The following is a 23,888-nucleotide window of genomic DNA, read 5'->3' as shown; positions in this document are numbered from 1 at the left end:
AATCGGGCCGGCCAGCGGACTGCGTGGATCTGGCGAGTTCCTCGGCCAGCCGCACCCGGCGACGCCCGGCGGCGGGGAATGCCCGCGTTCGGGCCCGCGCACGGCCATCTCTACGGCGCCCGAACAGCGGGCGGGCAGAATCAACGGCGAACGGCCGCGCCATGGACGCCGAATGGTCAACCAGAACAATCCACACCGCGCCGACTCCCCCCTGACCGACGGCAACCGGAACGGGACCTCGGGTATGTGGATCAGCGTACGCGAAGGTCGGCCCACCGCCTGCCACGGGATGTCGTCAGGTGGTCTTCTTCGCGCGGCTGGGCTGCACGCGGCGGGGCTCGCCGGCCATCTTGGGATGGTCCGGCGGGTAGGGCAGGTCCGTCAGGCCGTGCTCACCGACGTCCCGCTCCCACCACTGCAGCAGAGGTGTGAGCTCGTGCCGGGTGTCGTCGATGCCCGCCCACGGGTCGCCGAGGCGGGCGAGGCGGTCTGGCACGGTGATGACGGTGAAGTCGCGCGGTTCGAGGTCGGGCAGCTCCTCCCAGCTCACCGGGGTGGACACCGGCGCCCAGGGCCGCGGCCGTGCCGAGTACGCCGACGCGATCGTGCGGTCTCGAGCATTCTGGTTGTAGTCGACGAACACCTTGGCGCCGCGTTCCTCCTTCCACCAGCTGGTGGTGACCAGGTCGGGGCGGCGGCGTTCCAGCTCCCGGCCGAACGCGATGGCGGCCTGGCGGACCTGCGTGAACGTCCACCGCGGCTCGATCCGGACGTAGACGTGCAGGCCGCGGCCGCCGCTGGTCTTCGGCCAGCCGGTCCAGCCCAGCTCGTCGAGCAGCGCGTGGGCCTCCTCCGCGACGACGACCGCGTCGGCGAAGTCGGTGCCCGGCTGGGGGTCGAGATCGATCCGCAGCTCGTCGGGGTGGTCCACGTCGGAGCTACGCACCGGCCACGGATGAAAGGTGATGGTGCCCAGGTTCACCGCCCAGGCGACGACCGCCGCCTCGGTCACGCAGATCTCGTCGGCGGCGCGGCCGCTGGGGAAGGTGATGCGCGCGGTCCGGACGAAGTCGGGCGCGTTCCTGGGCACGCGTTTCTGGTAAAAGGCGTCACCCGGTGTGCCGTCGCGCTGGGTGAGACGAGCACCCTCGATCACGCCGTTCGGCCATCGCTCCATCGTCGTCGGCCGCTGGTTCAGCGCACGGACGATCCCTTCGCCGACGGAGAGGTAGTAACGGACAAGGTCGATCTTCGTGACGCCCGCCTCGGGAAAGTAGATCCGGTCGGGATTGCTGACCCGCACCGTCCGGCCGGAGACGTCCAGCTCGATGGGCTCGCCGTACTGCGCTGCCGCCATCGTGCGACGCTATCGCCACCACCGGTCATTGCAACCACCTCGGCCCGGGAATGTCCGCCGGTCCGTCATCCGTCCGTCGCCCCGGCCGCATTCGGGACGAAAGGCCCGGGCGGCGGACCGGTCGCACGGCCCGGTGTCCCCGGCGTTCGACGGTCACCGGCCGGGCCGACCGGTCAGGGCAGGGCCATGACCAGCGCCGACGCCGCCGGTGCCCGCGCCATCACCCCGCCCGCGGGCACCGCCTGCCCGGGTGACCTTCCTCCCCCGAGGGTGCGACCTTCGGACGCCCGCAGCCCGACTCACGCACGCTGCGATTCCCGGGGGTCGACCGGCAGTCTCATTCCATGGGTATGGCGACGACCGGCATCGCGGTCCCCGTAGGCGCCGGACACGGTCTCGGCGCTGTGCCAGGCCTGCCCGCGGCTCTGTCCGAGACGCTGACGTCCGTCCTCGTGTTCCTCGGTGACCGGGTCTACAAAATAAAGAAGACGGCCGATCTCGGGTTCCTCGATTTCCGTACGCGTGAGGCACGTCTCGCCGCCTGCCAGGCCGAGGTCAATCTCAACCGCCGGCTCGCCCCCGACGTGTATCTGGGCGTCGCCGACATTCTCGGCCCCGACGGTACGGCGCTCGACCACATGGTCGTGATGCGCCGCCTGCCCGCGGAGCGCCGGCTCTCCGCCCTGCTCGCCGCCGGCAGCGACGTCACCGGACCGCTGCGGGCCGTCGCCCGGCTGCTCGCCGACTTCCACGCCCGCGCCGCCACCTCGCCGGAGATCACCGAGGCCGGGTCCACCGCGAACCTGCGCTGGCTGTGGGACGAGGTGCTCGAAAGCATCGAGCCGTTCCTCGGACCGGTGCTCGACACGACCACCATCGACGCCATCCGCCACCTCGCGAACCGCTACCTCGACGGCCGGGCACCGCTGCTGCGCGAACGGCAGCGCGACGGACGCATCCGCGACGGGCACGGCGATCTGCTCGCCGACGACATCTACTGCCTCGACGACGGTCCGCGCATCCTGGACTGCCTGGAGTTCGACCGGCGCCTGCGGGTCGGGGACGTCCTGTCCGACATCGCCTTCCTCGCGATGGACCTCGAGCGCCTCGGCCGGCCCGACCTCAGCCGGTTCCTGCTCGACCAGTACCGCGCCTACACCGCGGTGACCCATCCGCTGTCGCTGGAAAGCCTCTACATCGCGTACCGAGCGTTCACCATGTGCCGGATCGCCTGCACGCAGTACGCGCAGGGCGCGACCGCCGCCGCGGCGGAAGCCCGGGCGCTGGCCTCGCTGGCGCTGGCGAGCCTGCGCCGCGGGCGGATCCGGCTCATCATCGTCGGCGGCGCGGCGGACACCGGACGTTCCGCGGTGGCCGCCGGACTCGCCGAGAGCGAGGGCTGGACGCTGCTGCGGGCCGCGTCGGTCGAGCGCGAGCTCGCCCACCTGGCCCCGGCCGGCTGGACGGACGCCCCGACCACCGCTGCGGTCACCGCGACCACCACCGCGACCACTGTGACCACCGCGACCGCCACCGCCACGACCCCCGACACCGCCGCGACCGCCGCCACCGCGACGGCGGTCCGCGACGAGCTGCTGCGCCGGGCCAGGACCGCCGTCGAACGCGGTGAGACGGTGGTCATCGACGCGTCCTGGGCCCGCCGCCACGACCGGGAGCAGGCCGCCGCCCTCGCCCGCGCGACGTTCACCGACCTCATCCAGCTCCGCTGCGCGCCCCCCGGGCCCGGAGCGGGAATCGCCACCGCCGGCGCTGGCACCCACCTCGACCGGTCGACGTCGGCCGGTCCGGAGCACACCTTCCACACCGACCCGTGGCCGGAGGCGAAGACCCTTGAACACGGACCCACGCCGTCCGACATCCACCGGGCGGCGCGGCGGGCGGCCCGGTGAACCGCCGTCCACCCGCCCGCCGGAGGCCACCCACCCAGCCTCCGCACCGACCGCCCACCCGCTCCCGGGCCCGCTCGCGCCCGCGGCCGCGTCGCGGTCCGCCGCGTCCCCGCCTCCGGCCAGGCACCCCGCCCCGCGCCCCACGGGCACCACGGGCCCTTCACTCACACCGCCGCTGCCGCAGGCCGGGCAAATGCCACCAGTGGCGCCCGTCGCGCCCGTCGCGGTCGCCATGACCGGCGGACCCGGCGACGGCCTGATGTTTCCGACGGTTGCCCGGCTCGAGCTCGACGACCTGCTGACCCAGCTCGTCGAGCGGGCCCAGGACGTCCTGGCGACCCAGAGCCGGCTGCGCGGCCTGCTGCAGGCGAACCGGCTCATCGCCACGGACCTGCGGCTTCCGGTGCTGCTCCGGCACATCGTCGAGGCCGCGACGGACCTGCTCGGGGCCCGCTACGGTGCCCTCGGTGTGATCGCTCCCGACCGCACGCTGGAGGAGTTCGTCCACGCGGGCATGACCGACGCCGAGGTCGCCCGGATCCGGTACCTGCCCACCGGGCAGGGCATCCTCGGGCTGCTGATCGACGACCAGCGGCCGCGGCGCGTCGACGACATCGCCGAGGACCCCAGCGCCTACGGCTTCCCGCCGGGCCACCCACCGATGCGGACGTTCCTCGGTGTCCCGATCATGGTGCGCGGCGCCGTGTTCGGGAACCTGTATCTGACCGACAAGCACGACGGCATGCCGTTCACCGCCGAGGACGAGGAGCTCGCCCTCGCCCTGGCGGCCAACGCCGGGGTGGCCATCGAGAACGCCCGGCTCTACCACGAATCGCAGCAGCGGCATCTGTGGATGACCGCCTCGGCCGAGATCACCAGGCTGTTCATGGCCGGGGCCGACGACGCGCTCGACGCGCTGGCCCAGCGTGTGCTCGAAGTCGCCGACGCCTCGTTCGTCGCGCTGGCGCTGCGCGCCGAGAACGGCCCGGACGACCACGCCCGCATCGCCGTCGCCGCCGCCGGTGCACCCGGAGCGGCCGGTTCCGGGGCCGGCAACGGCACCGGTGGCGGCACCGGTGGCGGTGGCGGTGGCGGTGGCGGCGTCGCCGGCCGGGCGGGTCGGCGCATCCCGCTGGAGCACACCCTGACCGGCCGGGTCCTCACCGAGCGCCAGGCACTACGGGTCGACAACGCCCAGCTCGACGCCCTTCCCGACGAACGCACCGCAGGTACCGGGCCGCTGATGGTCGTCCCGCTCGTCGCCGGCCTCGACCAGTGCGACGGAGCCCTGCTCGTCGGGCGTGACCATGGCGCGCCGGCCTTCACCGACACCGATCTCACCCTGGCCACCAGCTTCGCCGGCCACATCGCGATCGCCCTCGAGCTCGGCCACGCCAAGGCCGACCAGGAACGCCTGCTCGTCCTCGCCGACCGCGGACGCATCGCGCGCGACCTGCACGACCATGTCATCCAGCGGCTGTTCGCCGTCGCGCTCGGCATGCAGGACCTCGCGCAGTACGAGAACCCGTCCAACTCCGACCGCATCACCAGCTACATCGAGGACATCGACGCCACCATCAAGGACATCCGGCGCACGATCTTCGAGCTCCGCAGCGCTCACCCGACAAGGGTCGCCCGGCTGCGCGGCGCGCTGGAGGAGATCTGCGACGACATCCGGCCGGCGCTCGGCTTCACCCCGACGATCACGCTGACCGGCCCTCTGGAGTCGCTGGTGGACGACCGCCTCACCGACCATCTCATCGCCGCCGCCCGGGAGGCCCTGACCAACACCGCCCGCCACGCCCGCGCCGGCGCCGCCGAGCTGCGACTCGCCGTGCAGGGCGACAGCGTGACCCTCGACGCGATCGACGACGGCGTCGGCCTCGGCAGCTCGACCCGCCGCAGCGGCCTCGACAACCTGCGCACCCGGGCGGAGATCGTCGGCGGCAGCTTCTCCCTCTCGACCCCGCCCGGCGGCGGAACCCACCTACGCTGGACCGCGCCTCTGTGACGTCGCGCACGGCCCTGGGCGCAGCCATCCGAAGTGTTGAGGATTTTCGTCGCCCCAGACTCCCAAGCTTCGGGCGTCCGCCGCCACCACTGCTCCCGAGCAAGAATTGAGGATTTTGGCTGCTACAGCGACCGAAATCCTTACTTCTTGCGGTTTGCCAATCGGTACTGTGCCCTATTCGCCCCTATTGGCAAGAATGGCCGGCGCCGTGCGGCGGCGCGGAATCCCCGGTGGGTCGCCGCACGCGGGGTAAACCCACATTCCCGCCGAGTTCGCCAGAATCGCAGGCTCCGCCGGCATCGCCCGGAGCCAACGGAGCCTCAGACCACAGATGAGATCACGCGGCCACGATCGTTGCCGCGAAGGCGACTCGGTGATCCTTCCCCCAGGGTGGCCCCAGCGTTGCCCGTGGTCCGCGCAGCACCTCATCCGTGCGCTCGCCCAGCCCACGGACCGCTTCAGCCTCAACGGTCCTCGGGTCATAGGAATGGATCACCCAGCCGCGGTTTCGCGCCACGTCGGCGAGCACCTGTCGGTACATGACGGCGTCGGCACGGCTCTCGTACGGGACGCGTCGTTGCACGGCGATGTCGGCCGGGAAGCTGGCCGGCCAGGTCCGCAGCGAGAGCGAGACGATCGGTGCGGGCAACGCCGCGACCAGCTCGTCCAAGGCCGCCGAAGCGGCCCGGAGCGCCGAGGCTCGGACCTCGGCCACCAGGGCCGCGAGTTCGGCGTCGCGCAGCGGCTCCCCCGACCGATGGAGCTGGTGCGGACCACCGCAGTGGTGGATCGGCGCCACCGGCAGGCCTGGTTCGATCAGCTCGATCCGCCGGCGGTCCACGACCTGATGGTCCTCCGTCGCCGTGACGGCCACAGCCCAGCCGAGATGATCGGCGGTGCCCAGACGCATGGCGGTCATGGTGCCACCATGCGCGGGAACGGCCACAGCGACCTCGGACGGGCCAGATGTGCAGTGGGTGGATCAGGACTCCGGCGCGGTTGCAGCAGTGCGCAGCTCAGGCTTGCCATCCAAGTCGCGCGTCCTACATCCGCCCGGGGCGTCCTCAGGCTCCCAGCGCAGCAGGTCACCCGGCTGGCAGTCGAGCGCCTCGCAGAGCGCCGCGAGGGTCGCGAAGCGCACCGCCCTGGCGCGGCCGTTCTTGAGTACCGCCAGGTTGGCGGGAGTGATCCCGACGCGGTCCGCGAGCTCGCCCACGGACATCTTCCGCCTGGCCAGCATCACGTCGATGTCGACGGCGATCGGCATCAGATCACCGTGTCCAGCTCGGCCTGCAGCCGCGACGCCTCGACGTCACGCGCGACGGCCTGAGCAAGCAGCATCCGCAGCACGAGCACGATGAGCGCGACTCCCAGGATGGCCAGGCCGACCCCGCCCATGATGACGGTGACGCCTGGATCGTCCCGCTGGCCCGGCGCGTTGAGGCCCGTGACCACGAACCACAGGAGGGCAGCTGCCACGATCGCGGCGATCACGCCGTCCACGTACCTGAAGGCGGCGTGGGAGAACACGGTCCCGCGGCGCACCATCGTCACCAGCCGCCCCACGCAGACCAGGACGACCTGGACCGACACCATGCCCAGGATCGTGATCACGCGCAGCGGGGCCAGCGGGAGCGACCCGACCTCAGGGTCGCTCCCGCCGACCAACGCCCACAGCAGCCCCGCCTGCACGAACACGGTTCCGGCGAGCACGATCACGAGCACGGCACGCAGCGCGCGAACGGTCAGCTTTCCCATGGCCCAGCCTTCCTATCGAGCTACGATAGTATTCTATCGAATATCGATAGGCGACTGTCGCACCTGCCTGAACGGGTGCTTCGTCATCCGCGGACGCCGACCTCCGCTGGGGGGCACGTACGGCATCCACGCAGCGACGAGTTGCGGAATCGCTGCACGTGTGCGTGCCCGCGAGTCAGATCATCAATCTTCCACTGGAGCCTGCTTCTCTCGCCCGCAACCAGCCGATCAACGCCTGACCAAGTCTTTCTGGCAGGCCCTCCAGTGCCACCGGGGGAGAGCCGAGGTCATCCCGTCTCGCCAGGAGCCAGCTGCTTCGGCTTGGTCGGATCCGTCTTGGTCGGATCCGTCTTGGTCGGATCCGTCTTGGTCGGATCCGTCTTGGTCGGATCCGTCTTGGTCGGATCCGTCTTGGTCGGATCCGTCTTGGTCGGATCCGGCTTGTTCGGATCCGGCTTGTTCGGATCCGGCTTCGGCTTGGGCGGGTTCTGGTTGATGTTGATGTTGATGTTCGTGTTCTTGCTCGCGCCGCCACCAGCGGGTTGGGTGACGGGGAAGCACCCGCATACAATTTTCGATCTTGGCGCGGCCATCGCCTGGTCTTGCGCAACCATCGCGGAACCAAAAAATGCCGAAGCGGAAACCGCCGCCACAGCCAACGTACGCGCAGACCTCTTCTTTACAGCCATTACCATCCCCTTCACCGCTTGGCGGATCCGCATGATCAGGGCTGCATATAGTGTTCCCATACGAGTCAAGCAAAAACACTAGAGGAGACGAAGACGGCCTAGAGCCGAAACTGCTCGGATAATTTTCCGATCTCTGGTTGAGGTCAGATGGTTGCGGGTACCGGAAACCGCCGGATGCCCCCTGAGAAGGAATTTTCTCAAGGGCCCCGCCACTATTTCGCCGGGAAGTTGCTCTTCCTGTTCCGAGACGTCCGGCCGCGCCACGCTGCGGCAGATCTGCGAGCGGCTGGAGGACGACCCCGGCCAGGCAGGCACGGCGAGTCGGGAGACGATTCCGCCCGATGCTCCCGGGTAGGGCCGTGCCGCCGCGGTGGGTGAACGTCGTCGTCGCTGCGCTCGCCGACCTGGCGGGCCGAAACCTGGGCGAGTACCGCTTCCCGGACAGGGACGACGATGAAACCGGCCTCGAGTCGCCCGACAGCTGTGGAACGACGCGATCGACACCGAACCCATCACACCGCCGCTGCCGACACCCGGCTCTGGTTACCGGCGTGCCGTCGAGGACCCTGGAGCCAGTCGTTACAGCGACGAGCCGCCTTTCTGACCGGGAGCGCCGCGGAGTGTGATGGCCGGGGGTTCTTTGTGCCAGGGGCCTCGGAGCCGAAGAGGGTGTCGAGGACGAGATGGCACCAGTGAGGGCGGCGTTGACCGCGAGGCGAGCGCGGCGGGCGCGTGGGGAATCGAGGAAGAGCTGCTCAGGATTGCATGTTCAGTTCGGTCGCGTGGGCGGTGGGTCGATGATCGGTGTGTACCGGTGTGCGCACCGCGGGGACCGAGCTGCTGCACCAGGGGCTCGCCGGTACCGCGACCTGCACGGGCGTCGACGAGATCAGGCCGCCGCCTCCCGCCGACGACGCCCGCGACGCACTCGGGGCCCTGCGCCGCCTCAGCTTCGCCGACCACATCCCCACCCGCACCGGCCGCGTACATCAGCTCCTGCAGCGCACGGTCCGCGACGCCCTCCCCGTCGACCAGGCCCCATCCTCGCCCGCGCCGCCGCCGACGTCCTCGTGCACGTCCAGCCGCGCATCTACCCCGACGGCGCCCTCACCCTCACCCAGACCCCGCGCGCCAACACCACGACTCTGCAGACGGTCGCTGGCGACCACCTCCACCGCATGCCCTGTCACCCAGGAAACAGCCTCGGCGACACCGGCATCAAACATGCAGATCCGCCGAACATCGGCGCCGACACGCTGCCGGCGCCGGACCTCTGTGCCCCAGATGTCCGTCCAGACAAGGCCCGGACGTCCGGTTGCCGGCGGGTAGATCAGCCGCCGCGGGTCAGCTGCGGCTGCGGCCACGCAGGACGCGCAGCTCCAGGTCGTGCTCGATCACCGCGTCCTCCGCCGAGACGGGCAGCAGGTCGTAGGTGTGGTTGACGAAGTCGTTCACCCGGTTGGCGGGAAGCTCGATCAGCGCGTGCCCGCCGGGGCTGGAAAGCTCGACGAGCAGCACCCGGCGGCGGTCCCGCACCATCGGCCGGACCCGGACGTCGCCCAGGCCCGCGCAGCGGCGGGAGCCGTCGACGAAGAGCCGACGGGCGAACGTCCACACGACGGCCCGCTGGTCGGTGACCCACATGCTCATGGTGATCGCGATCGGATCTGTCGGGTCGTAGCGCAGGCTTGTCGGCAGCGGTACCCGCTCACCGCTCTCGGCCAGGTACGTGGCGTTGAACTCCCAGGTCACGGCGTCTGACACGATCGGACGGCGGCTCATCAGGCCCTCCCACCCCTGGCGGCTGGCGTTGTGTGAAGACACACGACTCTGTCGTTACAGAACGGTGTCATCCAGGGCGGCCGGCATCATCCGGCCTTTGTCGCCGGGGTGAAGTACGAACGACCCGACCTGGCGGGACGCCGCCGTCAGGCCGCCCGCCCCGCCCCACCACGGCCGGGCCACCGCGTGACCTACCGCCTGGCTGCCGTCGCCTGCGGCCGGGCCGCCACCGCGGGGCTCAGTCGTCGCCGGCCCAGCGGCGGTTCTCCTCATCCCAGTCCTCATTGCGGCGGTCGAGCTCGTCCCGCCAGTTCTCGGCCGCCGCCGCGGTCGGGTACGGGCCGAGGCGCCGGTGCCCGGGGGCGTCCGGCGGGTTCTCCGCCCGCTGGTGCTGCATGCACCACCACCACCCGGACGGATTCCACGCCGAGCTGTCCACCCGCTCGCCCGCACGCCTGCCAGATGCCTGCCGCCGCAGCCAGTTCAGCATGGTCGATCACCTACCCAGCCCATCATGCGCCTATCCGAGCAGGCCCGGAAAGATCGTCGCGGGTGTGGCGGGAGCCCGGCGTACTTCTCAGGAGGACGTCCTGGCACGGGTGTGGCTGCCCGCCGAGGACGGCCCGCCAGGTCCGGGGGGCAGGCGCGTCCGTGAGGGGGACGCGCCTGCCCACCGATGAGGATGTCAGGCTGCCGGCTCCGCCTCGCCAGCTGCCCCGCCAGCCGACTCGCCAGCCGTCGTGCCACGTGCGGCTGTCGCCCAGCGGATCGTCGAGACGACTCCCCTGCCGGCGAGGCGCCCCCAGGTCGCCTCGGTGACGGGTAGGTAGGGCAGCCGCAGCGGCCAGCGGGTCCACCGCGGCATCAGCCCCACCGCCGCGCCGACGAGCGCACCGTAGGGCACCCGGGCCACCGCCGGCAGCGGGGCGCGCAACAGCAGATAGCGGGCCGCCGCGCGGGCCTCGGGGGTCCCCTCCAGCTCGTCCCGGAAGCCGGCGAGCTGGTGGGCCAGCTCCGCGCGGGTGCGCGGCGGGTCGGGCACGCCGAGCCTGCTCGCGACGAGACTGGCGTCCAGGACGTAGTCGTCGCACTCCGCCGGGCTCAGTGGCGCGGCCCCGTACCGCTGGTGGGCGGTGAGGAAGCTGTCGATCTCGGCCACGTGCACCCAGCGCAGCAGATGCGGGTCGGCCGCCGAGTAGGGCCGGCCGTCCGGCGCGGTGCCGTGGACCCGCCGGTGGACCGCCTGCACCGCGGCGACGGCCTTCTCGGCATCCTGCGCCGAGCCGAACGTCGTGACGGCCAGGAAGTAACTGGTCCGCTGCAGTCGGCCCCAGGGATCCTGCCGATAGTCGGAGTGGTCCGCCACGCCCGCCATGGCCAGTGGGTGCAGAGACTGCAGCAGCAGGGCGCGCAGCCCGCCCACGAACATCGCCGTGTCGCCGTGTACCCGCCGGATCGGGCGGTCCTCACCGAACCAGCGTTCCCCCTCGGCGCGCAGGATCCGTTCCCGCCGCGCGGGGCCGCGGGTGCCGGCGACCCGGCTGAAGACCTCGCCCGCCACGCGGGTGCGCAGGGATTCGGTGCCGATCCGCGACCTAAGTGGCGCCACCCGTCCATCATGCGCCCCGGCAAGCCAGGCGGGACCAACCGTGTGGAACCGCTCAACCCGCCGGCTGCCGCCGCCTTCCCGACGGCGGATGTCAGGCCGGCCGCGGCAGCATGCTTCAGTGACGGGTATGGGGGCCACCGGATCGGCGCACGCCGACCACGTCATCGTGTGTGGGCTCAACGACCTTGGGCTGAGCATCGTCGAGCAGCTCGACGCCGCCGGCGTGCGGGCGGTCGTCGTCGACGACCACGAAGCGCCTGGGCTGCGCCGGCGGCTGGAGCGGATGGGCGTCACGCTGGTCCCCGAAAGCGGCCGGCTGTCGGAGTCGCTGCACGACGCCGGGCTCGGCACCGCGCTGGCGCTGATCACCTGCCACGACCGGGATCTGGAGAACCTGCAGATCTGTCTCGTCGCCGCCGACAGCGCGCCGCGGACCAGGATCGTCGCCAGCATCAGCAACGTCGGGCTCGGTGAGCAGCTGCAGGACGCCTTCGCCCAGGTCCGGGTCCGCAGCGTCGGCGACCTGGCCGGGCCGGGCTTCGTCGAGGCGTGCGTGCGGTCCACGGTGATCCACGCCTTCACCCTGGACGCACCAGCCGACGGCACCGGAGCCGGAGCCGGGGAGATCTTCGCGGTGGTGGACGAGGAGGCTCCCACCGAGGCGCCCTTCCGCGCCCTCTACGGCGACCTGACGCCCGTCGCGCTGCGCCGGGCCGGTGAGCGGCTGGCCGAGCTGTGCCCGCCCCGGGACGTCATCGTGGCACCCGGGGACCGTCTCGTCGTCATGGGCCGGCTCGCCGAGCTGCGCGCCGGCGGCCTGGCGGTGGACGACGTGCACGACGCCCGCGTGTTCGCCTCCTTCACCGCCGACGGCCGGCCCTCCACGGCCGCCACGCCCACCATCTCCCCCGTCGGCGCCGCCGCCGCGGCAGCGGGTGGGACGTCCGTGGAAGCGCCCGCGGGGTTGTGGTCGGGGCTGCGGGCGGCCCGGCTGCGCCGGGCCGGGCGGGTACGGCTGCGCCGGCTGCGCGAGCTGTTCGCGACCGTGCGCGCCGAGCTCGACCGGCCGTTCCGCCGGGCGCTGGCCGTCGTCACCACTGTGATGGTGGTGAGCACCGTCGTGCTGACCCTGACGTACCAGGACAACAACCCGGCCGCGCCGGAGAGCTTCGACGCTCTCGACGCGCTCTACCTCACCGTCGAGACAATGGTGACGGTCGGCTTCGGGGACTACAACTTCGGCGCGGCCGACGCCTGGCTGCAGGCCTACGGGGTCTGTCTGATGCTGTTCGGGGCGCTGTCCGTCGCCGTGGTCTACGCCTTCATCACCAACGTCATCATCAGCCGCCGCCTGGAACGGTCGTTCGGGCTCGGGCAGGCCAGCACCGTCCGCAAGCATGTGATCCTCTGCGGTCTCGGCTCGGTCGGGCTGGCGACGATGGAGGGGCTGCTGCGTGCCGGCGAGCAGATCGTCGTCATCGAGCGGGATGTGAACAACCGCTATCTGCCGGTCGCGCGGGAACGCGGGGTCCCGGTGGTGGTCGGGGATGCGACGGTGCGCTCGACGCTGCTCGAGGCGGGCGTCGCGCACGCGGCCACCATCGCGGCGATGACGAGCGACGGGCACGCCAACCTCGAGACAGTGCTGTCCGCCCGGGAGACCCGGGCCAGTGCGCACCGGCCGCGACCGGGCCGCCGTACCAGGCGCACGGAGGGCCGCAGAAGGCTGGCACTGCGGATGAACGGCACGGCCGGCGCCACCGGCGCCACCGGCGACGCCGACGGCACCGGCGACGCCGACGGCACCGCAGGCGACCCCGGCACCGCGGCCGTCCCGGGTACCACAGCCGTCCCAGGTACCGCGGACATCCCAGGTACCACAGGCGACGCCGGCGACGCCGGCGACGCCGGCGGCGAGGTGGCGGGATCCGGTGCCCAGCTGCGCATCGTCATGCGGGTCTTCGACGCCACGATGGCCGACGAGGTCGAGCGCCGGTTCGGTATCCACACGGCCCGCAGCGCGACGGCGCTGGCCGCCCCGCACTTCCTCGCCGCGGCCATGGGCCACGAGGTGATCAGCGCGTTCTACGTGGAGGGGACGCCGTTCCTGGTGGCCCGCCTGACGATCCGGGCCGGCGGCGGCCTGGTCGGCCCGGCCCTCGCGGAGCTGGCCACCGGCACCCGGGTCCTGGCGGTGACCCGGTGCCAGAGCAGCGAGGGCCCCCAGGACGAGGCCCAGGGCACGGCAGCAGGCACAACGGACACCGCGGGCAGCGCGGGCGCCGTCGGCTCATCCGGCACCGCGGGCGTGGCCGGTGCCGCCGGCTCGGCGGATGGCGGCCCCGGCCCGACGGCGGACTACCGCCCCGGGCGGCACACCCGCCTGCAGCCCGGCGACGAGCTGCTCGTCGTCGGCCCGGTGACCAGGATCATCGGCATGGTCCGGCGCAACCAGCTCGCCGGCCACACCCCGGCGCAGCCGTGACGATCAGGACACGGCGACGTTCAGGATGCGGTGAGGTTCAGGACGACTCGATGCCGCTCAGGATGCGGTGACGCCGAGCAGTCCCGTGCGGATCCGATCGGCGACGACCTCGATCTGCTCGGTGAGGTAGAAGTGCCCACCCGGGAGAACGAGCAGGTCGAAGTCGCCGGTGGTGTGCTCCCGCCAGGCCAGCGCCTCGTCCTCGGTCACCGCCGGATCGCTGGCGCCGATCGTCACCCACATCGGCACGCTGACCGTCGCGCCCGGTTCGGGGTGGTAGGTCTCGATGGCCCGGTAGTCCGCACGGGTCGCCGGCAGGATGAGCGCGAGGAGCTCCGGATCGCCCAGCAGACGGGGGTCGGTGCCCCCCAGCGCCGCGATCGAGCCGATGACGGCCTCGTCGCCGCCGAGGTGGACGCTGCCAGGACGCCCCCTGGACGGCGCCGGCCGCGCGGAGGGGAACAGGATCAGCGGCTTCGGCGCCGCGGGGTCGGCCTCCAGCCGCCGGGTCACCTCGAACGCCACGATGGATCCCATGCTGTGCCCGAGGAAGGCTGTCGGACGGTCGTCGAGCTGCGCCACCCTGGCGACGACCTCGTCCGCGAGCGCGGCGATGCTCGTCAGCGGCGGCTCACCGAGCCGGTCCTGCCGGCCCGGGTACTGCACGGCGACGACCTGGGCGACGTCGGCGAGGGCCACCGACAGCGGATGGAAGTAGGTCGAGGCGCCGCCCGCGTGGGGGAAGCAGACCAGCCGTGGGCCGGACTCGTTACCTCGGTTGAACCGCCGGATCCACCGATCCACGTCGCCGGTCAAGGTCACCACCATCTGGACGGAGACAAACAGCGACAAGGCGGGTCAGCCTGGCGCCTTCGTCATCAGACCACTCACCAGGCACCTTCGACCAGTCATCCCGCCGCGAGTGCCGGTTACCTCACGTTGCCGCCGCGGCGCGGGTGCGACGGGGCCGGTATGCACACACCGCAGTTCGCCGGTCACGAGCTTGACCTTGACACCATGTCAAGGTGTCCACTGGGTGCAGGAGGTGGTCCCGATCAACGCGACAGACGGAACCCCGCGAAGCACCCGGGTGGCCGACGCGCTGGGCGCCCGGGACTCGTCGGTCCGGCTTCAGGCGGCCCTGGCGGCCGGCTCTGATCCCGACCCCGGCGTTCTGGAGACGCTCGTCGAGCGGTGCGCGGTCGAGCCCGACTTCTTTGTGCGAGACATGCTGTCCTGGGCGCTGACCCGCCTGCCGCCGGAGGCCACGCTGCCCCGGCTCCGCCGGGAACTCGGCTCCGAGCGCCCCGCGGCCCGCAGCCAGGCGTTGCACACGCTCAGCAAGATCGGCGACAGGAGTGCGTGGGCCTGGATCACAGCCGCGTTGCTGCACGATGCCGATGACGAGGTCGCGCGGACCGCGTGGCGCGTCGCGGTCGCCCTCGCTCCCGCGGACAGCAGGAGCGGCCTGGTCGACGAACTGATCACGGAGCTCGGCCGCGGCGGCCGCGACCTGCGGCGGAGCCTGAGCCGGGCGCTCGTCGAGCTCGGCGACGTGATCGAGCCGGCTCTGGAGAAGGCCGCCGCCGGCCCCGACCCGGCCGCGGCGGCGCACGCCCGCGCCACCGGGGTTCTTCTGCGCGCCCCGGAGACCGCATTCGACGCGGCCATCGACGAGGCGAAGCGCGTGGTCGCGCTCGGCCCCGAAGGAGCCGCTGCCACCGCCGGCACGAAGGCCGCCGAGGGGGCGGGAGCCACGGGGGCCGCGGATTGCTGATCGGGGACGTGGCCCGTCATTCGGGGGTGAGCACCCGGATGCTTCGGCACTACGACGCCCTCGGGCTGGTGCGACCGAGCGGCCGCACGGTCGGCGGCTATCGCGACTATTCCGACGAGGACATCCGCAGGATCTTCCACGTGGAGAGCCTGCGGTCCCTCGGACTTTCGCTCAGGCAGGTCGGACGTGCGCTGGAGGACCCGTCCTTCACGCCCTCCGCCCTGGTCAGTGACCTCGTCCGGTGGGCGGAAGACCGCCTGGAGCGGGAACAGGAGCTACTCGGGCGGCTCCGCACCATCGACGCGTCGGCACCCACCGGCTGGCGGGACGTCCTGCGCATCGTCGAGCTCATGCAGGAGCTTGCCTCGACCAGTGCCGCGCGCAGGCAGCAGGCCGTCCTGGCCCGGCCGGAGAGTGTGCCGGTGGCCGCCGAGCTGCTGGCCGGTGCGGTGCTGGCCGAGTCCGACCCCAACGTGGCGGGCGCGCTGCGCTGGGCGCTCGCCCGGTCGGGCGGCGACGGCGTGACGGCACTGGCCGCCGGCGTGCGCTCGGAGGACGTCGACATCCGGCGGCGCGCCGTGCGAGCGATCGCCGGGATGTCCGAGGCCCCGGGTGTGACCGCGGCGCTCACGGACGCCCTCGAGGACCCCGACCCGACGGTGCGCGGGCACGCCGCTCTGGCGTTGGGCCGGCGTGGTGTGACCGCGACCGTGCCGACCCTCGTCGGCATGGTGGTCGAGGGCTCCTACGACGTCGACGCAGCGGAGGCCCTGGGAACACTGGCCCGGGATCCCGAGTGCGCGGGCCGGATCATCACGGCCCTGGCCGACGAGCTCGCCGCGCACACCGCGGAGTCCGCGGTCCGGATACGCCTGGCCCAGGCCCTGGTCGAGCTACCGGGAGCGGCCGTGCGGGAGATCCTGCGCCAGCTGGCCCACGACAACGACCCTGCCGTCGCCCTCGTCGCCTCGGCCTTCGTCGGAGTTCTCGAGGCGCGGACCCCCGAGGACCGAACGCGCGGGGACAGCCCGCCCGGAAATCCCGACACCTGACCGGAAAATCCCAGCCGAAATCTCGCCGATCCAGCGCCCGAGCCACGTGCGCGCACAGGAAATCCACTCCTCAACCCAAAAAACTTTCGCGCAATACTTCCACAACTCCCGGGACGGTTCTAGAATCACAGCGGCGGGTGATGGCGCCGCAATCAGCAGGCCCAGCCGCCGACCGGGTCGGCCACCGCATTCCTGCACGGTGGCCACTCACGCCGCACCGGGGGGTAACGTGCGAACAATCAGCGGCCGGGCGTCCGCCGGCACTTGCCGGCGAAGACGTCTTCCGGCGGTCCCGGGCGGGGTCCACACAGTTCCCGCACCCGTCATCCCACCCGGCCATAGTGGCTCTGGCCTGCGCAGATCCGGGCCAGTCTGACCGGTTGGCGGGGAACGACGCGTGCCTGCCGCACGCCACGGCGAAGCCGGAGAGCCGGCGCCCAGCTGGCCGCCCGATATCCGCTGACAGTCAGCTCGCCTTGACGCGTTTTCTCGGCTCCACCCTTCCGGACATTCGGCGACGTTGAATCCGCGAACGGATCAGACCAGGCTTCCACGGCCGCATTTCCGCATTTCTACGGGATCGGGACGGCCGGGTGCGGTGACGCGTTTCCATCCATCACCGGAATAACTGTCCGGCATCTCCCGGTGCCCGTTACCAAACTCTTCTGCACCGTCAGGAGCGACGGTTCCGACGCGTCGAATTTCCCGAACACCAACGGGCCCTCGCCGCCGCGGCTTCCCTACGGCCCGGCGCCGCCAGGCGCCGCCTACCCGGTCCAGCCCATCCATCCACCTGCGTTCCCGCGGAGAGGACCTCGCCATGACCGACCACCAGCCACTGCTCACCCGCGGCGTACCGACCCCCGACAGCCCGGCTTCCGACAGCCAGGGTCCCGTCGGCTCGTCTGCCGGTGCATCCCGACGTGGTCTGCTCCTGGCCGCGACCGGGGTCCTCTCCAGCGCAGCCGTGGTGGCCGCGACCGCCGCCCCCGCCGCGGCGGCGACCGAACCGGCCGGCGGCCCGGTTCCTGTCGGCCGGTCGGCAGCGGGTCTTCCCCCGCTCATCGACGTCCACCATCACGCGATGATGCCGACGGCGGTCCGTGACTGGCTGGTCGGTCACGGCGTGATTCCCGCCTCCGGCGGCTTCCTGCCCACCCGGTGGGACGTCGAGACGACACTGAGCACCCTGGACGGCCATGGAATCCAGCTCGCGCTGCTCTCCGCCGCCGTGCCCGCGGCGTTCACCCCCACGCCGGCGCTCGCCGTCGAGCTGAGCACCGTCGTCAACAACAGCCTGAGCGAAATCGCGCACGGGCATCCGCAGCGGTTCGGCTGGCTCGCCACGATCCCGTTGCTGGACGCGGCGGACGCCGTCAGCGAGATCAACCGGGCCTACGACGACCTCGGCGCCGACGGGGTGCTGCTGACCACCCACGCCGGCACCCGCTACCTGGGCGATCCCGCCTGGGAACCGGTGCTGGCCGCGTTGGACGAGCGGTCCGCGGTGGTGCTGGTCCATCCGTACGACCTGCCCGGAGCCACACCGATCGCCGTGCCCGCCTTCCTGGTGGACTACGCGGCGGACACCGCGCGCGCGGCCATCCAGCTCGTCGTCTCCGGCGCCCTCGACCGCCACCCGCGCATCGAGTGGATCCTCGCCCACGGCGGCGGCGTCTTCCCCTACCTGGCCGGGCGTCTCGCACTCGGCCGCGCGCTCGGCTACGGGGCGGACCCGGGAACCATCCGCTCCGCCCTGCGCAGGTTCTGGTACGACACCGCCGGCCCGATGTCCCCCTATTCGACACCGAGCCTGCTCGCTGCCGCCGGCGCGGACCGGATCCTGTTCGGCTCCGACTACAACATGGTCCCCGCCGCCACCCTCGGCGACGGGATCGCGGCCCTGCGCTCCGACCCCGCATTGGACGGACGGACCCGGGCGGCGATCGCCCGTGGCAACGCGCTGCGCCTGTTCCCCGCCCGGGCCGCGCGCCTGCCCTGACCGGGGGGTGAGCACCGCCGGGTGAACGCTTCGGGGAGTGAGCGCCGCCGCGGGCGCCGGCCGGGTCAGTCTTCCCGGTTCTCCCAGCGCAGCTCCACGGTGAGACGTCCGTCGTCGACGTCGACCAGGGCGGCCACGGCGCCGGTCAGGGTGGGTGGCGCCCGGTCCCCGGGCCAGGCGGCGGAGACGAACACGCTGCCACCACCGGCGTCGCTCCACATGGTGAGCAGCGCCCTGCTCTCCGGCAGCATCGCGAGCGTCCGGTCGAGCAGGTCGACCAGTCCCGCGCGCAGGTCGAGCGGGACGGGGAAGCCCACCTGGCCCACTTCGGTGGCGATCTGGACCTCGACCGTCAGCCCACGGCCTTCGGCAGCGGCGACGACGGCCTCGATGTCGGCGGCCAGGGAGGCAAGAGTCGCGCTCTGGTCCTCCTGGGCGAGCTTGCGCCGGATGCCGGCCGCCTGCCGGGCGCAGAGCCAGCGCCAGCCCTGGTCCCGCGGATCGGCGTCGCCCGCGGCCAGGGTGTCGAGCATGGGCAGCACGTCGTCGCGGATGGCCCCGAGCCACCGGGCCCGCTCACGGCGGATCATCGCGTCGGAGTCCTGCCCGGCGTGCGTCTCGGCCTCGGCGCGGGTGGCCCGCGCGGTCGTGTCGGCCGTCCGCCGCAACAGCGAGCCGATGATCGCGACGAGGAGCTGAAGCCCGACGATTCCGTAGACCAGTGCCAGCAGCCGCGAGAGGGTCAGCGGATCCGTCGCCTGACGGACGATCACGGTCACCACGATCGCGGCGAGGCCCACCCCGGCGGCGGCGACCGCCTGCACGGGCGGGCGGGACGCGGTCACGAAGGCCAGCAGCAGCGCGACGACGATGACGGGCCAGTTCGTGATCCGCAGCAGATCGGCGTTGTCGACGTTGACGCTGGTCAGCACCGCGCCGACGGTCAGTATGGTCACGCCCGCGGCATCCGCGGCCGACAGCGGCCGACGCCGCACCACAGCCGCGAGGAGGACCGTCGCGGCACCGAGCGCGCACCACACCCCCACCGCAGCCAACGGCGAGCGGACCCGGCCGAGGGTGACCAGCAGCGGCACCACCATGAGGATCTGCCAGGTCAGGGCCGCCCCCGCGACAGCGACCCGCAGGCCGGCGGCATAGTCGCGGCGAAGATCCTCCGCGGTCTCCTCCCGTGCCAGCTCCGCTCCGGTGCGAATCCCGCGATCGGCCCGGTCCCGGTCCGCTCCGCCGCGGACCGCCCGGTCCCGGGCGGCACGGTCAGCGGATGCCCGCTCCGTCGGGGGCCGGGCGATCTCCGGCCAGCGCATCGTGACGACGGTCCCGCGGCCGGGCGCCGAGTCGACCGACGCCAGGCCACCCGCGTCACGGACCCGGGCGAGCACCGACTGGCACACGCCCAGGCGGTCGGGGGCGGACCGGCCGGGCTGGAACCCGCCACCGTGATCATGGACCCGGACCGTCAGCTGCCCCGATGCCCGCTCCAGCCGGACCCAGGCCTCACCGGTGCCGGCGTGCCGCTCCACGTTGGCCAGGGCCTCACCGGTGGCTCCCGTCAGCGCGGCGACCACGGCGGCCGGCGGGTCGCCGGTCGCCGTGCTGGTCGCCGTGTCACCCGCAGCGGTCCCCGTGTCACCAGCGACGATCGCCGTGCCGCCCGCGGCGATCGTCGTGCCGCCCGCTGCGACCGTGGCCGGTGGGTCAGTGAGGGGCGCGATCCCCTGAAGGTGCACGACAAGACCACGTTCACGAGCCTGCGTCACCGCCGCGGTCAGGGCGGCGTCCAACCCGACCGCCGGCGGGCCGATGTCATGGGCGAGCAGCTGCCGGATGGCGTCCGCGCCCGCCGCGCAGCGCCGCCGCGCGAGCACCAGGTCCTCACCGCCGCCCCAGGCCAGCCCGGTCAGCGTGTTCAGGACCGTGTCGTGAAGGACCCGCTGCCGCTCACGGCGGTCACGGTCCAGGGTGAGCACGAGCACCCGGGCCCGATGCCCGAGCATCGCCGAGGTGAGACGGTCGTCGGCCCGGCGGGCGGTGGCCCGCAGCCGCCTTGTGGCCAACGCGAACAGGACCGGCACCACCAGGGTCAGCACCACCGCCGTGAAAACCTGTGGACGGCCCTGGTGACCGCCGATCGCGACGGCGGCCAGCAGCGCGGCCTCGGCGACCGCGAAGCCACGCCGCGGCAGCACCCACGCCGCGGTGAGGCCACCGTGCAGCACGCTGAGCGTCACCCAGCTCCCGGTGTCACCGACCGACTCGGGCGGCAGGCAGTGCGGGCTCAGCGCCGCCGCCACCACGGCCAGCGCGACGGTGCCGAGCACGAGCCGCGCCCCGGCTCCGTGGCGGTAGATCCGGACCACGAGGAAGGCACCCCACGCGGCCGTGAACGCGACGAATCCCAGCGCGACCGGTTTGTCGCGATACCAGTCCCACCACAGCACGACGTAGATCAGGGTGATGGCGCAGGTGGCCATCCGCAGGACCGCGAGCGCCCAGAGCACCGATCGTTCGAGAGCCTGGCCCGCCCGTGACGACGACGCGAGCGGCTGATCACCTGGCACCCGATCTCCGGGCAGCCGATCCTCCGGCACCCGGCGCCCGATGGCGCCCGAACGGCCCGCGAGGCCTTGCCCCAGCACCCGCCGGCGCGGCACCGGCAGGCAGCCCGACGACTCGGCGCGCCGGTCGACGGCCTCCGGGCCGAGTGGATGCCGGCCGTCAGCCACGCCCCCGTAGCGTGCTCTCATGATTCCAGCCTGCCATGTCGGCCGGCCGGCATTCCGGATGTGTCACCTCCCGCCGTGCAGTGGTGGCGCCGGGCAGTGACCTGACGGTCACTCTCGCCTACGCTCACAGCGCCGGACGGATCAGCGGGTCGGCGCATCCGGACCCGGGCCGACCGCGGACGCACGTTCGATCGATGTGTTGATCAGGTGACGCGGGCGGGCTCGCCGTCCGGACTGGCTGCGCGGGCGGCTCGCGTCAGCGCCGGGCCGCTCCCGCGCCGAGGAGGACCGGACCGAACGCCATCCCGCCGCGACGAGTCCCAGCCCGGCGGACGCCAGGCCGCGCTCCGGCGACGACACCGCCACCGACACCGACGCGGACACCGCTGCGGACGCGGACCAGGCGGACCAGTTGGAGACCGCAGCCGCGCCGGGCACGGCGCGTTGAGCACATGCACCTGCCCGGCCAGGTGCACCGTGGCAGGACAGCGCGTCGGCGGACCACCACGCTGTGTCCGGACCCGCGAAGCCGCACAACCGGCACGGCACACGACCGGCACGGCAGACGACCGCAAGGCAAGGAGGACTCGCATGAGCAACAGCACCGGGCTTCGGGACAGGAGCGTCATCGTGACCGGCGCCGGCTCGGGGATCGGGCGGGCCGCGGCCCTTCTCTTCGCGGCCGAGCACGCCAAGGTCGTCGTGTCGGACATCGACGAGAAGGCGGCCGAGGGGGTCGTCGCCGAAATCGACGCGGCCGGCGGCACCGCTGTCGCGGTGGTCGGCGATCTCAGCGAGCAGCCCGTGGTCGACGAGGTGACCACCACCGCTCTTTCCGCGTTCGGCGGCCTCGACGTCCTGGTCAACAACGCCGGAATCATGGACCGCATGTCCGCCGCGGGCGAAACCTCCGACGCCGAGTGGGAGCGGGTCATCCGGGTCAACCTGACCGCGCCTTTCCTGCTCTGCCGCGCCGCCCTGCCGCACATGCTGGCGGCCGGGAAGGGATCGATCGTCAACACCGCGTCCGAGGCGTCGTTGCGGGGCAGCGCCGCCGGCACCGCCTACACCGTCTCCAAGCACGGCATAGCCGGGCTGACCAGATCCCTCGCCGTGATGTACCGGGACCGGGGCATCCGCGCGAACGCGATCGCGCCCGGCGGCACAGCCACCGGAATCACTGTCGACCAGTCCGCCGGGGCCGTCGGCCCGACCGTGGTGCGCGGGTACGCGGCCAATGCCGGTCGCTGCTCCACGGCGGAGGAACAGGCAGCGGCCATTGTCTTCCTGGCGTCGGATGCCGCCAGCAACATCAGCGGCGTCATCCTGCCGGTCGACAACGGCTGGTCCGCCGTCTGAAGCTGGTCCGCCGTCCGCCAGCGCCCGCTATCCGCCCAGGTCAACCCGAGCGATGCCGGCGGGAAGGGCAGTGATCAGCCGGAGTGCGCCGACGAAGGTCGGTTGCCGGCGCAGCTCGCCGTACCGGTCCTCCCAGGCACCGGACTCCAGATCCGACCGTAGCCGCGCGAGCCCCCGGTCGACCGCCACCGGGTCGACGAAGCCCCAGGCGGACTGACAGCCCCGCATGGACGGGTCGAGAAATCGCTCAGGCCTGTTGTGGAAGGCCTCGGTGAACCCATCCACGCAGTCGGCGGGCACGGGCACCGGGCTCACTGTCGTGGCACCGCCCAGGACGGCATTACGGGCACTCCCACCGAGCAGCATATACCGATATGACTCTCCTGCCCGGCCCACCCGAGACCCGTTCGGACGGTAACTGGTCACCGGAAAAATGGGATGCGTGAACAGTGCCTCGGCGCCAGAATCACGACATGGTCAGCACAGGTTCCGAGGACGCTGTTCTCGGCGCGGCGCTTTACGGTGAGCAGATCGCCGGTGTCTATGACGACTGGTTTTCCCTTCCCGGTGGCAGGCCGGAAAGTGCTGCGGCCGTCGACTTCCTGGGTACGAGGGCCGGGCACGGGCCGACGTTGGAACTGGGTGTCGGGACGGGCCGGATGGCATTGCCGCTCGCCGCGCGGGGAACAACCGTCGTCGGAATCGACGCCTCGCCACGAATGCTCGCCCAGCTGGCGGAGAAACCCGGCGGGAAGGATCTCGAGGTCGTCGTCGGCGACTTCGCCGACGTCACCGCTCCGGGCGGCCCCTTCAGCCTCGTTTACGTCGTGTTCAACACCTTTTTCATGCTCCGCGACCAGGAGACCCAGCTGCGCTGTTTCGCCAACGTCGCCGGGGCGCTGCGCCCGGGTGGACTGTTCGTTCTGGAGGCGTTCGTCCCAGACCAGACGCGGTACCACCGCGGCCAGGATGTCCTCGTCGACAGCCTGGCCGAGGATGCGGTCAGGCTCACCCTCGCCATCCACGACCCGGTCGAGCAGCGGGTACAGGCCCGGCATCTGGCTCTCGGCCCGGAGGGAATGCGTACCTATCCGATCGAGCTGCGCTACGCCTGGCCGAGCGAGCTGGACCTGATGGGCCGTCTCGCCGGCCTGGAGCTCACCGAACGGTGGGGCGGCTGGTCCGGTCAGCCCTTCACCGCCGCCAGCCCCACCCATGTCTCCGTCTGGCGAAAGCCGGACCCGCGGCGATGATTTCGGGCCGGGCCGCGGGGGCTGGAACGGGCAGCGAGATGCCGAGCTTCGTGCTGCCACTGCCACTGCCAGTGCCGGCGAGCAATCCCTGACGGTTTTG

At 72.2% G+C, this 23,888-nt stretch carries 19 protein-coding genes; 8 read left to right on the top strand and 11 right to left on the bottom strand.

The window, feature by feature from the left end; genetic code table 11:
* Nucleotides 1-295: 295 nt before the first annotated feature.
* The gene (ligD, locus tag AWX74_RS13310; protein ID WP_091275955.1) at nt 296-1,357 is read right to left on the bottom strand and encodes a non-homologous end-joining DNA ligase; all 1,062 of its coding nucleotides are present in this window, start codon (nt 1,355-1,357) and stop codon (nt 296-298) included.
* A 344-nt stretch (nt 1,358-1,701) separates the two neighbouring features.
* On the opposite strand from ligD, the gene AWX74_RS13305 reads away from it, so the two are divergent.
* Nucleotides 1,702-3,267 carry a bifunctional aminoglycoside phosphotransferase/ATP-binding protein gene (locus AWX74_RS13305; protein WP_091275951.1) on the top strand — a complete coding sequence of 522 codons (1,566 nt, stop codon included), beginning with the start codon at nt 1,702-1,704 and terminating at the stop codon, nt 3,265-3,267.
* A 259-nt stretch (nt 3,268-3,526) separates the two neighbouring features.
* Complete coding sequence (locus AWX74_RS13300; RefSeq protein WP_165615627.1) at nt 3,527-5,278, top strand: sensor histidine kinase; 1,752 nt, start codon at nt 3,527-3,529, stop codon at nt 5,276-5,278.
* A gap of 337 nt (nt 5,279-5,615) precedes the next feature.
* Here AWX74_RS13300 and AWX74_RS13295 read toward each other — a convergent pair whose 3' ends face one another.
* The 7 genes from AWX74_RS13295 to AWX74_RS13260 all read right to left on the bottom strand — a co-directional run bounded on the left by AWX74_RS13295 (nt 5,616) and on the right by AWX74_RS13260 (nt 11,116).
* The gene (locus AWX74_RS13295; protein WP_091276749.1) at nt 5,616-6,197 is read right to left on the bottom strand and encodes a hypothetical protein; all 582 of its coding nucleotides are present in this window, start codon (nt 6,195-6,197) and stop codon (nt 5,616-5,618) included.
* A gap of 63 nt (nt 6,198-6,260) precedes the next feature.
* Nucleotides 6,261-6,545: a helix-turn-helix domain-containing protein gene (locus AWX74_RS13290; protein ID WP_226930910.1), complete on the bottom strand. Its 285-nt coding sequence runs from the start codon at nt 6,543-6,545 to the stop codon at nt 6,261-6,263.
* Complete coding sequence (locus tag AWX74_RS13285) at nt 6,545-7,036, bottom strand: DUF2975 domain-containing protein (protein WP_091275945.1); 492 nt, start codon at nt 7,034-7,036, stop codon at nt 6,545-6,547. The genes AWX74_RS13290 and AWX74_RS13285 overlap by 1 nt, the downstream gene beginning before the upstream one ends.
* 287 nt (nt 7,037-7,323) lie before the next feature.
* The gene (locus tag AWX74_RS13280) at nt 7,324-7,725 is read right to left on the bottom strand and encodes a hypothetical protein (protein WP_165615595.1); all 402 of its coding nucleotides are present in this window, start codon (nt 7,723-7,725) and stop codon (nt 7,324-7,326) included.
* Between the two features lie 1,344 nt (nt 7,726-9,069).
* Nucleotides 9,070-9,507, bottom strand: coding sequence for an SsgA family sporulation/cell division regulator (locus AWX74_RS13270; protein WP_054570297.1), 438 nt, complete (start codon nt 9,505-9,507; stop codon nt 9,070-9,072).
* Between the two features lie 238 nt (nt 9,508-9,745).
* Nucleotides 9,746-9,997 (bottom strand): hypothetical protein, encoded by a 252-nt coding sequence (locus AWX74_RS13265; protein ID WP_091275934.1) that lies wholly within the window; start codon nt 9,995-9,997, stop codon nt 9,746-9,748.
* 195 nt (nt 9,998-10,192) lie between these two features.
* On the bottom strand, nt 10,193-11,116 hold the full coding sequence (locus AWX74_RS13260; RefSeq protein WP_091275930.1) for an oxygenase MpaB family protein: 924 nt from the start codon (nt 11,114-11,116) through the stop codon (nt 10,193-10,195).
* A 127-nt stretch (nt 11,117-11,243) separates the two neighbouring features.
* Here AWX74_RS13260 and AWX74_RS13255 point away from each other — a divergent pair, with 127 nt between their 5' ends.
* Nucleotides 11,244-13,601 (top strand): NAD-binding protein, encoded by a 2,358-nt coding sequence (locus AWX74_RS13255; protein WP_091275927.1) that lies wholly within the window; start codon nt 11,244-11,246, stop codon nt 13,599-13,601.
* 57 nt (nt 13,602-13,658) lie between these two features.
* Here AWX74_RS13255 and AWX74_RS13250 read toward each other — a convergent pair whose 3' ends face one another.
* Complete coding sequence (locus AWX74_RS13250) at nt 13,659-14,423, bottom strand: thioesterase II family protein (RefSeq protein ID WP_242666240.1); 765 nt, start codon at nt 14,421-14,423, stop codon at nt 13,659-13,661.
* 214 nt (nt 14,424-14,637) lie between these two features.
* On the opposite strand from AWX74_RS13250, the gene AWX74_RS13245 reads away from it, so the two are divergent.
* From AWX74_RS13245 to AWX74_RS13235, 3 genes are all read left to right on the top strand, one after another.
* A complete protein-coding gene (locus AWX74_RS13245) occupies nt 14,638-15,378 on the top strand; it encodes a HEAT repeat domain-containing protein (RefSeq protein ID WP_091275924.1) in 741 nt (246 codons plus the stop codon).
* An 8-nt stretch (nt 15,379-15,386) separates the two neighbouring features.
* Nucleotides 15,387-16,430 (top strand): HEAT repeat domain-containing protein, encoded by a 1,044-nt coding sequence (locus tag AWX74_RS13240; RefSeq protein ID WP_242666213.1) that lies wholly within the window; start codon nt 15,387-15,389, stop codon nt 16,428-16,430.
* Nucleotides 16,431-17,250: 820 nt separating this feature from the next.
* Complete coding sequence (locus AWX74_RS13235) at nt 17,251-18,432, top strand: amidohydrolase family protein (RefSeq protein WP_091275918.1); 1,182 nt, start codon at nt 17,251-17,253, stop codon at nt 18,430-18,432.
* A gap of 65 nt (nt 18,433-18,497) precedes the next feature.
* Here AWX74_RS13235 and AWX74_RS13230 read toward each other — a convergent pair whose 3' ends face one another.
* Nucleotides 18,498-21,197, bottom strand: coding sequence for a sensor histidine kinase (locus AWX74_RS13230; protein WP_091275915.1), 2,700 nt, complete (start codon nt 21,195-21,197; stop codon nt 18,498-18,500).
* Between the two features lie 570 nt (nt 21,198-21,767).
* Between AWX74_RS13230 and AWX74_RS13220 the strand changes: the two genes are divergently transcribed.
* Nucleotides 21,768-22,535, top strand: a complete 768-nt coding sequence (locus AWX74_RS13220; protein WP_091275907.1) for an SDR family NAD(P)-dependent oxidoreductase — start codon at nt 21,768-21,770, stop codon at nt 22,533-22,535.
* A 27-nt stretch (nt 22,536-22,562) separates the two neighbouring features.
* Here the strand turns inward: AWX74_RS13220 and AWX74_RS13215 are convergent, their stop codons facing one another.
* Nucleotides 22,563-22,850 (bottom strand): hypothetical protein, encoded by a 288-nt coding sequence (locus tag AWX74_RS13215; RefSeq protein ID WP_193209684.1) that lies wholly within the window; start codon nt 22,848-22,850, stop codon nt 22,563-22,565.
* Nucleotides 22,851-23,008: 158 nt separating this feature from the next.
* Here AWX74_RS13215 and AWX74_RS13210 point away from each other — a divergent pair, with 158 nt between their 5' ends.
* On the top strand, nt 23,009-23,788 hold the full coding sequence (locus tag AWX74_RS13210) for a class I SAM-dependent DNA methyltransferase (RefSeq protein WP_091275904.1): 780 nt from the start codon (nt 23,009-23,011) through the stop codon (nt 23,786-23,788).
* Nucleotides 23,789-23,888 lie beyond the last annotated feature (100 nt).

The organism is Parafrankia irregularis (assembly GCF_001536285.1).
Classification (GTDB): Bacteria; Actinomycetota; Actinomycetes; order Frankiales; family Frankiaceae; genus Parafrankia; species Parafrankia irregularis.
Note: the sequence above shows the minus strand (reverse complement) of the source record. Positions and strands in the feature narration are given on the sequence as shown.